Raw genomic sequence first — 12,510 nt, 5'->3', positions numbered from 1 at the left:
CGAGGCCCTCTTCGGGCTGATGGCGGGCCGGAGGGCTTGCGGACGGCGAGAGATTTTAACGAAAACTGCGACGGTCTCTTAAGGCGTTGATCAGCCGATCCTGCCTACGGTTCGTGCCCTCAATCTGCACAGGTGAGACTCGGCCCCCAGCGAGCATCAGGGTCGTCAAGTGCAGTCGGAGCTGGTTGCGCCACACGGTGTAGGTCATGCCGAGCTCGTCGCGGGTCAGCCGGGAGAGGGCGTGCTCGCTCGCGCCGACCCGGCGGCCGAGCTCGGCCAGCTGGGGGAGGGGTGCGAGGATCCATTCCAGGTCGGCCAGATTCAGCGCGACATTGCGGAGCCGGCAACTCCATCGCAGTGCCGGAGATCGCCAACACATGAGCATGTGGTGGCGAGGGCGATATTGGCGTGCTGGCACCGATCTGAAGCTCGCTTTTCGCTCGTTTACGAGCACATCACCAGACTGATGCACACACTCCGCCGGGGGTATGCCCTTAAGTGACTATGTGTGAGAGCGGTGCCGGAAACTCGACCTCCACGAACAACACGTGCTCCAGTGCGGCACGCACAGCCACCAGTTCGTGAGAGTCGGCGCAATTCCGGCAGACTTGTGGCAGGTGACCGATCCACGACAATAGACGACTTGGGCGCGAACGCCACGACTGAATCAGGGGGAGACATGGACGTCCGGACGAACAGCGAGTACTTAGAATTCCTGGCGAAGCGCCTCGACGAGTTCTCGAGGACGTTCGAGGAGTTCATGACGCACCATGTCGAGAACTCCGGCTTCGGGGCTATGGCCGTGGGGATCGCTCCAGCTGTCCTGCCGAAGGACAGCGCTGACAAGGCACGCGTCCAAGTTCTCACTGATGAGCTGAACCGTCTCGCCGGCGCGCTCATGGATCTCAGCAGCGTCACGAACGTCCGACTCGTAGTCCAGGGAGTCGGGGTGCTCGACCCCTTCGTGAACTGGCAGCGGATGCTCGAGCCGAAGCCTCTGCTCGACGCTCCTGTCCTCCGAGGCCTCTGCCTCCAGGGCGCAGGTCGGCTGGAAGGTCTCCAGGCGAAGGCCGAGGCGCTCTCGTCGCCGACGATCGAGCCCTCGCTCTTGCACCCTTTGGTGTGGGCTGCGGCCCAACGTCTCTGGAACGACGGTCACCTGCGGCCAGCAGTTGCGGCCTCCGCGGAAGCCGTCAGCGGCCAAATGAAGCAGCTCACCGATCGGAACAACGCGAGCGACACTTCTCTGTGGCAGCAGGCGTTCGCTATCGCCGACCCTCAGGAGGGTAAGCCCCGCCTGCGCTGGCCCGGCGACTCGGGTGACCAGGACGTCAAGACCATGCAGGCTGGACTGCTGAGCTTCGCCCCGGGGGTGAACATGGTGATCCGGAACCCGGCGACGCACGTTGCAGAGGACTTCACCGAGCAAGACGGCATCGAACAACTAGCGACGCTGAGCGTTCTCGCCAAGTTCGTGGACCGGTGTGTGGTTGTGTCAGTCGATGGCGCGACCGCCTCTGAGGCCGAGCAGGTGTCACCACAGCCTGCAGTCGAACCCAGCCAGGTTATGACCAGGGAAAACGGCTAGATCGGCATGGCTGCAAAAGACGACCTCTCCACGTCTGCGCGCGAGTTGCTGAAGAAGGTGAAGCGGCGCTACATGGAGTCGCGGGACTTCAACGGGCTGCATGTCAGCACCACCCGAAACTCAGGCGACGAGATCGAGACAGCGATAGAACTGGTAGTTGCCGGCCTGATCGAAGTCGTGGGCCCGAGCGACTACATGAACATCCACATCCGTCCCTGGCCTTCGCGAAGGACCGTCGCCCAGCAGATCGAAGAGCTTCGTGGGCTCTCCGACGACGACTACGGGGTCTGCCTCTACCCCAAGGCGAGGGCGCTGAAGCGGTTGAAGCTGCCCAAGAAATTCGAAGATGCCCCGTTCGCCAGGGCCATGGCGCGTGGCCGGTCTACATTGGAGCTCGCTTTCTTCAGCCCGGATGTGCTCGAGGGCTACCGCAACGACGCCCGCTTCAGGTTCGGCATGAGCGACTTCGGCATCAACTTCTGGCTGTCCGACGAGGCATACGACAACAAGGACGAACCGAAGAAGGACAAAGTCGGACTTATGCACCTCGGCTTCGCCTACGACATGCGCCAATACGACCCAGAGGTCGCGGATGCCCCAATCGTCCGACGCGTCGCGGCCTTCTACGGCGACTTGGACGACTTGACACCTGAGCACCAGCAGCGCTGGGCGAGTTTCCAGGTTGACCTGGAAGGGATCGACCCTCATCCCGTCTGGTACGGCTCACAGATGGGCCACTGGCCAGAAGGCATGGGACCGTTCGCCCGGCTCGCCCAGGAGCTCAAAGCCATCAGCGATCTGTTCGAGAACGTGTGGGGCGCGCGTCTCTTCCGTTCGCACGAGCTGCCTGAGGACTTCGGGTGGATCCTCCGGGCCGACCAGCGGGAGTGGGACCACTTCATTCACTCGTTCGACAAGCTCCTGTCGGACAACATCGACGGCGCTGCACTCGACAAGGCCAAGGTTCCGCACGTGAACGAGAGAGGGGACCGTCTGGGCACCCTCGGTCGGCTTGAGCTGTTCATGACGATGAACCATGTGAAGGCGGATGCTGTGAAGTGGGCGCTGAAACCCCTACGCGCGATCCGCGCGGCGCGCCAGAAGCCCGCCCACGCCCTGCGCACCAACGTGACGGACCACACCTTCATCCGCAAGCAGCGGGACCTTCTGCACGACGTCGATGAAGTCCTGATCAACATTCGCCAGTGGCTATCGAGCCACCCGCAGAACCGAGACTGGAAAGAGCCTTGGCCCGATGCCAAGGACTACCCGCTCTGATGGCGATGGGGGACCACGGTGGCCGGTATCTGCCGGTAAACGACTGTCTCTGGAAGAGGATCCCCCAAGTGCGCATCGTTGAGAGACGTGGGGGAATGGTGCCGTTCAGCATAGCCGAGCAAGGAACCATCAGTTGGAACTGAGCAACATACGACGCTGTTCACGGCTGCGTTTTTCGCGTTGGTGGCCCGGCGCGATCCCTTACAGCGCCGGCAGGGCACCCATGAACGTCCCCTGTCGCCGTCGATGAGCTCTTCCTCGTTCGCGAACCTGCATGTCAGCGGTGGCCGACCTGCCTTCAAACACGGGCGGCGTTCATCGCGCGGATGCAGCACCTGCACGAACCTGGCTCCGAGCTGCTGCCAAGGCTCGCCGTGGGCGAGCAGGTTAGCCACATACTGCAGTTTCTGCCTCCGGAACCGGGACGCATGGACACATACGATGGATCCATGCCCGAAGAGAACAAGCCATCTCCGCGTTTCCTGACCATTGATCAGGTAGCGACGGAACTGAACATCGGCCAACCCCTGGTACGCGGCCTGCTGAAGAGCGGCGAACTGCGTGGCTTTCAGTTGGGCGGAAGGAACATCTGGCGGATCGGGACCGATGATCTGCAGGATTACATCGACGACGCATACAGGAAAACGGCAGAACGAATTGCGGCTGGCGACCTTGATGAGACGCCGACCGAAGAAGTCTGATGGCTGAATGCTCGCCGAGCTGTCTTTGGCTCGTTGAACTGGCGCAGTGCCTGGAAGGGCCGGGAACTGGCAGAATCGGCGCATACTCATAGCGCCGACGTTTCTACCACATACCATGCGGTCCGTGTGGGCTCCAGCCGTCGAGAAACGGCACAAGGTCTTCATCGCGATAGTCTGCCAGGACGGGAACCTCGATGGGGCGGAGCAGGGGATTCTTGGCGTCGATGTAGTCGCGGGCCCAGGTGCCGAGTATCCTCCGGACATGCGTGCGCCGTAACGGGGTGGCCCGCCAGGAGTGTCCCGGTTCCTTGGAAATGGGACACCCGGCGGTCTTGCGTCTACCCGTTGAATTCGGCCGGGTGAGGGCCGGTGCGGCCGTCCTTCTCGAGGCTGTCTATGGTTGCCAGCTCGTCTGCGGATAGGTTGAAGTCGAAGAGGTCCAGGTTCTGGCGGATTCGTTCGGGTGTGACCGATTTGGGGATGACTATGCGTCCCTGCTGAAGGTGCCAGCGGAGGATTACCTGGGCGGGTGACACTTCGTGGTCTGTGGCGATTCCGGTGACGGTCGGATCATCGAGGAGGGCGCCCTGCGCGAGCGGGCTCCAGGCCTCGGTGGCGATGCCGTTGGCGGTGTTGAAGGCCCTGACATCATGCTGCTGCAGGGCAGGGTGGAGTTCCACTTGGTTCACGACCGGCACGGTTCCCCCTAGTTCAATGATCTTTTCGAGGTGGTCGGGCTGGAAGTTGGAGACGCCGATTGCCCTTATGCGTCCGTCTAAGAGCAGCTTCTCAAGTGCCCGCCAGGCCTCGAGGTAGAGGTTGGTGCCCGGGGCTGGCCAGTGGATGAGGTAGAGATCCAGGTAGTCGAGGCCGAGGTTGTTCAGGCTGGTCTCGTACGCTGCCAGGGTGGCGTCGTATCCGAGGTCATCAATCCAGAGTTTGGATGTGATGAACAGTTCGTTGCGGGCGATCCCTGATTCTGCCAGCGCGCGGCCGGTGCCGGCCTCGTTGCCGTAGATGGCGGCGGTGTCGATGCTCCGGTAGCCGGCGGCGAGAGCAGTGCTGACCGCGGCGCTGGTGTCGTCGTCGGACACTTGGAACACGCCGAAGCCGAGTTGCGGCATCTGGACGCCGTTATTGAGAGTGACGGTGGGGATGGTGGTCATGATGTCTCCTGAAGTTGGCTTGAGTGAAGGGAAGGGCTGTGGTTAGCGGACGGCGGGCTCTGGGGCGGTCTGTTCGGTTCCCGTGGCCGGAACCTGGGCGTGCTTGAGGGTTTTGATCCGTTTGGCGCCTGCTGCGGCGAGGGCCATGACTGCGAGTCCTAGGAGGGTGGTGCCGGCTCCGGCCCAGATGGGTGAGGTGTAGCCTAGGCCGGCGGTGATGGTGATTCCGCCGAGCCAGGCGCCGAGCGCGTTTCCTACGTTGAAGGCGCCGATGTTGGCGCCGGAGGCCAGGGTGGGGGCGTTGTCGGCGTATTTCATGACGCGCATCTGCAGGCCGGGGACGGTGGCGAAGCCGAAGCCGCCTAGCAGCACCATGGAGGCGATGGTCATCGGCTGGCTGTCGGCTGTCAAGGCGAAGACGACTAGCACGACGACGAGGCCTGCGAGAACGGCCAGCAGGGTGCGGTCCACGTTTTTGTCCGCGGCCTTTCCTCCGAGCGTGTTACCGATGAAGAGACCGACTCCGAAGAGGATCAGCAGCCACGGCACGGTGCCGGCAGAGAAGCCGCTGACCTCGGTGAGTGTGAACGCGATGTACGTGAAGGCGCCGAACATCCCGCCGTAGCCGAGTACGGTAACCAGGATGGAAAGCCATACCTGCCCTGAGCGGAAGGCGCGCAGCTCGCTTCGGAGACCACCAGGGGCTGCATCTCCTGAACCCGTTTTTGGTACGAGCGTGAGGATGCCGACCAGCGCCAGAAGGCCGATTCCTGTGATGGCCCAAAAAGTGGAGCGCCAGCCGGCCGCCTGGCCCAGCATCGTTCCGAAGGGAACACCCAGCACGTTTGCGGCTGTTAGCCCCGTGAACATGATGGCGATCGCGCCGGCCTTCTTGGTGGGGGCTACCATGTTGGCGGCCACTACCGTTCCGATGCCGAAGAAGGCGCCGTGGGATAGAGCGGCGATGATGCGGCCGGCCATCATGCTCCAGTAGTCCGGTGCCAGCGCCGAGACGAGGTTGCCGACGATGAAGAGCACCATCAGAACGGCCAGCACGGGCTTGCGCTCGAAGCGGGTCATGGCTGCGGTCAGGAGCAAGGCCCCGACCACGACAGCGAGGGCATAGCCGGAGATCAGCCAGCCCGCGGTGGCCTCGCTGACCTGGAAGTCAGCGGCAACTTCGGGCAGCAAGCCCATGATCACAAACTCGGTGAGTCCGATCCCGAACCCGCCAAGGGCGAGTGCTATCAGGCCAACAGGCATGGAATGCTCCTTATAAACTGTACACAGGGCGTGTATTCGGCGTAAGCTTGTAGTTGCAGACGCGGTATTTATTCTTGCACAAGCAGGTACAGCGCGCAAGCAACTACTTTGCGCCGGCCGCCTTCCGTGGCGGAGCAGGCTGATTGAAGGAGCAAGAATATGGGTATCAAGGACGACGCCGTGGAGGTCCGCGCGCAGGGCTGGCGCACACTTGCGGCTCTGCACGGGTTGATCGAGGCGGAGCTGGAACACGCCCTGCATGCCGCGGCGCAGCTATCCGTGGTGGAGCACACCGTGCTGGACGCGCTCAGCCGCCAGGACGGCTGGCACATGCGGATGCAGCAATTGGCCCGCGCGACCGCCCTCAGTGCGAGCGCCACAACGCGGCTGGTTAACCGGCTCGAGGACCGCGGCCTGCTAATCCGGATTCTGTGCGCCGATGACCGCCGCGGAATCTACACCGAACTCACCGCGGACGGCGTTAAGTTGTTGGAGCAGGCCCGCCCCGCATATGACGCCGCTTTGGAACGCGCCCTGACCCAAGCCCAGGGCATTCCCGAGCTGGCCCCGCTGGTAAATGCACTCCCTAGCCTAAACGCCGCCTGACCCCTGGAACATCCAGGACGCAAGACCGATGTCTTCCACGCTCCCCGAAGCGACTCGTGTTTGTTTTGGCGGCCCACCGCATCCACGCTGCCCTGGCTTTCCTGTCCGGTTTAGTGGGGTGGGCGGTAGCATGAGCGGATTGAGGTGATCTTGGGGAGATTTTAATTCACGCGCCGTTTGCCTGGTTGTTGAGGACGATCCGGATACCCGTGGGTTGTTGTCTGATCCTCTCCCGTGCCGCTTTCGAGGTGCATTCTGAAGCGACCGGTGCCGGTGCGTTCAGCGCATCCCGGGCACTGGACCTGGCCCTGATCACCCTCGCTGTGGGCCTTCCTGACATGAATGGACTCGACGTCGCTAGACGCATCCGCAAATCCTCTACTGCCAGGATCGTGATGATTTCGGGCCTGGTCTCTAGTGCTGAGAAGCGAATGACGTCGACACCCAATCGTTCTTGTGAGTGTCATAAAGGAAGGCGAAAACCGGCCAGCTCCTAAGGGAGGGGGAGTGGCGCTGGCCGGTTTCGGGAGTGGATCGTTGCTGTTAGAAACCTAGGTAGACGTGTTCGAGGTGTGGGGCACGTGAAGGGCAGGTTAATCCAAAGATCGGGGACATCTGGCATTTCCATGGGGCTCCGGCGCTGGTGTTGAGTTTGGGCCGGTTCGTCCTGGAGCATCAGTACTTAAGATGTTGCTCCAACAGCTCATGCCTGCAGTGGAGTAAGAACTCATGCCTGTGATGAAGACCAATCCAGGGGGATGCAGTAAGTTCGTCGATGTTGAAGGCCTCTCGCGGTGCTCGTGTTTCTTCTGCGCCGGGGTTCCGATCCGGTACGCCGGATCGGAACACCTCTTGAACACGGCTATTGGGAGGAACTCGGCCTCTGGGCATGGTCTCTTCTCTCTTCTTCATCGCTAAACGGGTCTGGCTGTGGAACCCGAACCAGTGCCCGCGGGGCCTTGTGGTGGACCAGCAAAGGGCCCCGGGGGTGTCCTCTGTTAGAAGGCGCGGAGGATGTCTTCGACGCGTTGTTTGGCGTCGCCGAAGAGCATTTGGGAGTTGTCGCGGAAGAACAGGGGGTTTTGGACGCCGGCGTAGCCGGCGGCCATGGATCGTTTGAAGACGATGACGTTGTCGGCTTCCCAGACGCGGAGTACTGGCATGCCGGCGATGGGGCTGGACGGGTCTTCGGCGGCGGAGGGGTTGACGGTGTCGTTGGCGCCGATGACGAGGACTACCGAAGTGTCGCCGAGGTCTTCGTTGATTTCGTCCATTTCGAGGACGATGTCGTAGGGGACTTTGGCTTCGGCGAGGAGCACGTTCATGTGCCCGGGCAGGCGGCCGGCGACGGGGTGGATGCCGAACCTGACGTCCACGCCGCGTTCGCGGAGCTGATGGGCGAGCTCGGCGACGGGGTACTGCGCCCGGGCCACGGCCATGCCGTAACCGGGGGTGATGACGACACTGGAGGCGTTGGTGAGCATGTCCGCGGTTGCCTGGGCAGTGATTTCGCGGTGCTCACCGTACTCTGCGTTGGCAGCGCTGGGGGCGGCGATGCCAAAGCCGCCGGCGATGACAGAGATGAAGGACCGGTTCATGGCTTTGCACATGATGTAGGACAGGTAAGCGCCGGAAGAGCCGACCAGGGCGCCGGTGATGATCAGCAGATCGTTGTTGAGCAGGAAGCCCGCGGCTGCGGCGGCCCAGCCGGAGTAGCTGTTGAGCATGGACACAACGACGGGCATGTCGCCCCCGCCGATGGAGGCAACCAGATGCCAGCCCAACCCGAGGGCCAGAACGGTGACGACAACCAGGAGCCAGAGCTGGGAGTCGTTGACGTACCAGACGGTCAGGGCGATGAACGCGGCGAGTGCGCCAAGGTTGATCGCGTTTTTGCCAGGCAGCATCAGCGGTGAGGACTTCATCCGGGCCGAGAGTTTCAGGAACGCCACGATCGAGCCAGTGAAGGTGACTGCGCCGATGAACACGCCGATAAACACCTCGGCGTGGTGGATTGCCGTCAGGTCCGCAGACAACCCGGGGGCTTCGAGGTGCCCGTTCCAACCGACCAAGACCGCGGCGAGACCCACGAAGCTGTGCAGCAGCGCGATCAGCTCGGGCATCCCGGTCATTTCCACGACCCGTGCGCGCCAGAGTCCGATGGCCCCGCCAACCAGCACCGCCGCCAGGAGCAGGACCAAACCTGTCAGGCTTTGGCCGGTGTCCGAAGCTTCCTGAAGGGTCAGCCAGACTGTTGCGGCGAGGGCGATGACCATCCCGGCGATGCCGTAGACGACCCCGGCACGGGCTTTCTCGTGTTTGCTCAGCCCGGCGAGGCTAAGGATAAACAGCAGGGCCGCGACGATATAGGCGGCGCCGGCGATGGAGTCGGCGGTCAACGGACCGGAGACGGTGTCAGACACGGTAAGGCTCCTCGATATAATTTCTGCTGCTGGTTCGGTGGCGGCGCTCATGAACGTGCCTTCCCGGCCGAGAACATCGCAAGCATCCGCCGGGTGACACCGAAGCCGCCGAAGATGTTGATGCTGGCGAGCAGCACGGCGACGGCGGCGAGGACCTGCATGACGACGTTGTCCGAGGTGAACTGCAGCACGGCGCCGACCACGATGATTCCGGAGATCGCGTTGGTCACGGACATCAGCGGGGTGTGCAGGGCGTGATGGACTTTCCCGATGACGTAGAACCCGACCACGATCGAGAGCATCAGGACTGTGAAGTGCTGCGGCAGCGGCGCCGGAGCCACCGCATTGATCCCGAACAGCACCGCGATCCCCGCTGCGAAGAGCCCTGCCTTACCGGCAGGGCTGATCCCGGTCTTCTTCGCTGCCGTACCGGCAGCGGATGCCCCGGCACCTGTGGCTTGGGTCTGGGCCGCCGGGGCGGCGGAGACCTGAACGGGGGGCGGCGGCCAGGTCTTCTCACCCTCCCGGACAACGGCCACGGAGCGCTGGACCACGTCGTCGAAATCGATGGTCAGGACTCCGTCTTTGTCCGGGGTCAGGAGCTTGAGCAGGTTCACCAGGTTGGTCCCGTACAGCTGGGACGCCTGGGCCGGTAGCCGGCCAGGAAGGTCTGTGTAACCCAGGATCACCACACCGTTGTCCGTGACCACCCGTTCCCCGGCGATGGAGCCTTCCACGTTCCCGCCCTGCCCGGCGGCCATGTCAACGATCACGCTGCCCGGCTTCATACCGGCTACATCTTCGGCCGTGAGCAGCTTCGGCGCAGGACGCCCCGGGATCAGGGCCGTGGTGATAATGATGTCCACATCGGCGGCCTGTTCGGAGTAGATCTCCGCCGCGCGACGGTTGTATGCCTTGGACGTGGCCTTGGCGTACCCGTCGGAGGACTTCATCTCCTCCTCGACCTCAACCTTGAGATATGTCCCGCCGATGGACTTCACCTGATCAGCGACCTCAGGCCGTGGGTCCGTCGCGCGCACGATCGCACCGAGACTGCTCGCTGCCCCGATCGCTGCCAGACCCGCGACCCCGGCTCCGGCGACCAGCACTTTCGCCGGCGGAACTTTGCCCGCCGCGGTCACCTGCCCGGTGAAAAACCGGCCGAATTCGTGTGCTGCCTCAATCACAGCCCGGTACCCGGCGATGTTCGCCATGGAACTGAGCACGTCCATCGACTGCGCCCGAGAGATCCGCGGCACCGCATCCAACGCCAGCGCCGTGATCGGCCGTGCCGCCAGTGCCTCCACCAGCTCCGGCCGCAGACCCGGGCTCAGCATTCCGATCAGCGTCGCCCCGTCGGCCAGGCGGCCGATCTCTTCCACCGTGGGCGGATTGATTCTCAGCACTACTTCACTGCCCCAAGCCTCGTCGGCGCCCACAATCGCCGCCCCTGCCTGGATGTAGGAGTCGTCAGGGAAGGACGATGACTCCCCAGCGCCCTTCTCGACCACGACGTCGTAGCCCAGCTCCACCAGTTGTCTGACCGTGACGGGAGTCCCCGCCACTCTTGTTTCAACGCCTAATTCGGCTACGATCCCGATACAGGTCATGTTGTGTTTCCCTCTCTCATTTCATTCAATGCCGTGGTTTGCCGGCGCCAGGTATCCAGACGCGTTGGTACTGATCCACAGGAACAGGCCATCGGGTGGCGGTGCTGGCGGCGGATGCATTAGCACCATCGCTGTGCTCACAAAAAAGGAGGCGTCCCGAAGCCTGAGGGAGTTCGCAGTTCATGGCGGCTAGTGGCTCGGTGGCATCCGTGGTCATCGTGAAGACGTTTCCCAATCTCCTGTACCTCGTGCCATCTACGACCGATCTCCTACGGAGGGCCTCGCTAACATTCCGTCCGCTGGTCCCGGATCTGTCGTCCCTCGCCCCCCAATAAGCGAGAGTCAATCGTCGCGGCGGCACTTCACCCCAACAGATGCAGCGAACCGAACAACGCGCAGCCGAGTTCCTTTCCGTGAGGCTGAGCATCGGCGCCTATGCAGTGAGCAAGCCGGTGCCGCACTCTGCTCTGGGTCATGCCACCCAGACGGTCTTTAGGTTGCAGAATTCCCGGATGCCTTCCATGGACAGCTCCCGTCCGTAGCCGGATCGCTTGATGCCGCCAAAAGGCAGCTCTGGGTAGGAGATGGTCATTCCGTTAACGAACACGGCACCTGCTTGGAGTTCACGGACCGCACGGTCAATCTCGTCGGTGTCGGTGCTCCAGAACGCAGAGCCCAGACCGAACTCGAGGCCGTTGGCGATCTTCAGGGCCTCATTGAGATCTGCTGCCTGGTAGAGGGAGGCTACCGGTCCGAATGCTTCCTCCGACCAAAGTCGCATCTCGGGGGTCAGACCTGTCACAGCCGTCGGTGTGAAGTACCAGCCGCTCGCTCGCTCGTTGTCGGAATCGGCGGCAATGATGTTTGCCCCCTTGGCGCGAGCGTCCTCGACGAGCTCGATGATTTCTCGGCGGCCGGATTCCGTCGCGAGGGGCCCGATCTCGGTGGCTGGATCGCTGGGGTCGCCGATGACGAGCGAGGACATCCGCTCGGTGAACTTGCGGGTGAACTCGTCGTAGATGTCCGCTTGCACGATGAAGCGCTTTGCGTTGATGCACGCCTGCCCATTGTTGGTCATCCGGGCCTTGATGGCCGTCTCGACAGCAGCATCGATGTCTGCAGACGGCATGACGATGAACGGGTCGGAGCCTCCCAGCTCCAGCACAACCTTCTTCAGCGCGTCCCCTGCTGTGGCTGCGATGGAACGTCCGGCTCCCTCGGATCCCGTCAGAGTAACCGCCGTGACGCGCGGGTCCCGAACGACATCCGCGACCCTGCGAGAGCTGATGAGAAGGCTCGAGAACGAGCCTTCAGGGAACCCTGCCCGGGTGAAGAGCCCACCGATGTAGACCGCTGACTGTGGGACGTTCGACGCATGCTTCAGGACGCCTGCGTTGCCGGCCATCAGGGCAGGTGCGGCGAATCGGACGACCTGCCATAACGGGTAGTTCCACGGCATCACGGCAAGGATGACGCCGAGGGGGTCGAACCGTGTGCCCGCTGAGGAAGCATTCACGGCACCGGGGTTCTCCAAGGTCCTACCGGTGAGGAACTGCTCGGCGTTATCGGCGTAGAAGCGCATCGCGTGCGCCGACTTCGCCACCTCCGCCCGGGACTGGGCGATGGGCTTGCCCATCTCTTTCGTGATGAGCATCGAGACCGTTTCGATTTCGGATTCCAAGAGGTCCGCGGCGGTCCGCATCCATGCAGCCCGTGCATTCCAGCCGGCGGCGGACAGCAGTGGCACGGCAGCAGCAGCCATCGCGAGCTTGTGCTCCACGACGGCGGCGTTGTCCTCTTCGAAAGCCGCGAGTTCGGCGCCGTTGGCCGGATCGATACTACGGATGGTTCCCATAAGGGGTCCTTTCTGAGTCA

The 12,510-nt window shown here is 63.0% G+C and carries 9 protein-coding genes; 4 read left to right on the top strand and 5 right to left on the bottom strand.

Annotation, left to right across the window (positions count from 1 at the left end; translation table 11 throughout):
- Positions 1–643 precede the first annotated feature (643 nt).
- The 3 genes from QFZ30_RS11075 (at position 644) to QFZ30_RS11065 (ending at position 3,567) form a co-directional block, all read left to right on the top strand.
- Positions 644–1,588, top strand: a complete 945-nt coding sequence (locus QFZ30_RS11075) for a TIGR02391 family protein (RefSeq protein ID WP_307076154.1) — start codon at positions 644–646, stop codon at positions 1,586–1,588.
- A gap of 6 nt (positions 1,589–1,594) precedes the next feature.
- Complete coding sequence (locus tag QFZ30_RS11070; protein WP_307076152.1) at positions 1,595–2,866, top strand: hypothetical protein; 1,272 nt, start codon at positions 1,595–1,597, stop codon at positions 2,864–2,866.
- Positions 2,867–3,315: 449 nt separating this feature from the next.
- A complete protein-coding gene (locus QFZ30_RS11065; protein WP_307076150.1) occupies positions 3,316–3,567 on the top strand; it encodes a helix-turn-helix domain-containing protein in 252 nt (83 codons plus the stop codon).
- A 338-nt stretch (positions 3,568–3,905) separates the two neighbouring features.
- Here the strand turns inward: QFZ30_RS11065 and QFZ30_RS11060 are convergent, their stop codons facing one another.
- Together QFZ30_RS11060 and QFZ30_RS11055 are read right to left on the bottom strand one after the other, a co-directional pair.
- Positions 3,906–4,733, bottom strand: coding sequence for an aldo/keto reductase (locus QFZ30_RS11060; RefSeq protein ID WP_307076148.1), 828 nt, complete (start codon positions 4,731–4,733; stop codon positions 3,906–3,908).
- A 42-nt stretch (positions 4,734–4,775) separates the two neighbouring features.
- Positions 4,776–5,996 carry an MFS transporter gene (locus QFZ30_RS11055; protein WP_307076146.1) on the bottom strand — a complete coding sequence of 407 codons (1,221 nt, stop codon included), beginning with the start codon at positions 5,994–5,996 and terminating at the stop codon, positions 4,776–4,778.
- Between the two features lie 159 nt (positions 5,997–6,155).
- Between QFZ30_RS11055 and QFZ30_RS11050 the strand changes: the two genes are divergently transcribed.
- Positions 6,156–6,602 (top strand): MarR family winged helix-turn-helix transcriptional regulator, encoded by a 447-nt coding sequence (locus tag QFZ30_RS11050; protein ID WP_307076144.1) that lies wholly within the window; start codon positions 6,156–6,158, stop codon positions 6,600–6,602.
- 998 nt (positions 6,603–7,600) lie between these two features.
- Here QFZ30_RS11050 and pntB read toward each other — a convergent pair.
- The 3 genes from pntB to QFZ30_RS11035 all read right to left on the bottom strand — a co-directional run bounded on the left by pntB (position 7,601) and on the right by QFZ30_RS11035 (position 12,490).
- On the bottom strand, positions 7,601–9,076 hold the full coding sequence (pntB, locus tag QFZ30_RS11045) for a Re/Si-specific NAD(P)(+) transhydrogenase subunit beta (protein WP_373462838.1): 1,476 nt from the start codon (positions 9,074–9,076) through the stop codon (positions 7,601–7,603).
- Positions 9,073–10,635: a Re/Si-specific NAD(P)(+) transhydrogenase subunit alpha gene (locus QFZ30_RS11040; protein ID WP_307076142.1), complete on the bottom strand. Its 1,563-nt coding sequence runs from the start codon at positions 10,633–10,635 to the stop codon at positions 9,073–9,075. Before QFZ30_RS11040 ends, pntB begins: the two co-directional genes overlap by 4 nt.
- A gap of 472 nt (positions 10,636–11,107) precedes the next feature.
- Positions 11,108–12,490, bottom strand: a complete 1,383-nt coding sequence (locus QFZ30_RS11035; protein ID WP_307076140.1) for an aldehyde dehydrogenase family protein — start codon at positions 12,488–12,490, stop codon at positions 11,108–11,110.
- Positions 12,491–12,510: the final 20 nt, after the last annotated feature.

This window comes from Arthrobacter pascens, from assembly GCF_030815585.1.
GTDB classification, from domain to species: Bacteria; Actinomycetota; Actinomycetes; order Actinomycetales; family Micrococcaceae; genus Arthrobacter; species Arthrobacter pascens_A.
Note: the sequence above shows the minus strand (reverse complement) of the source record. Positions and strands in the feature narration are given on the sequence as shown.

What these genes read in the sequence shown, in the direction of transcription:
- QFZ30_RS11070 (WP_307076152.1), top strand. Translation starts at nt 1,595, where the DNA reads ATGGCTGCAAAAGACGACCTCTCCACGTCTGCGCGCGAGTTGCTGAAG.
- QFZ30_RS11065 (WP_307076150.1), top strand. Translation starts at nt 3,316, where the DNA reads ATGCCCGAAGAGAACAAGCCATCTCCGCGTTTCCTGACCATTGATCAG.
- QFZ30_RS11060 (WP_307076148.1), bottom strand. Translation starts at nt 4,733, where the DNA reads ATGACCACCATCCCCACCGTCACTCTCAATAACGGCGTCCAGATGCCG.
- QFZ30_RS11055 (WP_307076146.1), bottom strand. Translation starts at nt 5,996, where the DNA reads ATGCCTGTTGGCCTGATAGCACTCGCCCTTGGCGGGTTCGGGATCGGA.
- QFZ30_RS11050 (WP_307076144.1), top strand. Translation starts at nt 6,156, where the DNA reads ATGGGTATCAAGGACGACGCCGTGGAGGTCCGCGCGCAGGGCTGGCGC.
- pntB (WP_373462838.1), bottom strand. Translation starts at nt 9,076, where the DNA reads ATGAGCGCCGCCACCGAACCAGCAGCAGAAATTATATCGAGGAGCCTT.
- QFZ30_RS11040 (WP_307076142.1), bottom strand. Translation starts at nt 10,635, where the DNA reads ATGACCTGTATCGGGATCGTAGCCGAATTAGGCGTTGAAACAAGAGTG.
- QFZ30_RS11035 (WP_307076140.1), bottom strand. Translation starts at nt 12,490, where the DNA reads ATGGGAACCATCCGTAGTATCGATCCGGCCAACGGCGCCGAACTCGCG.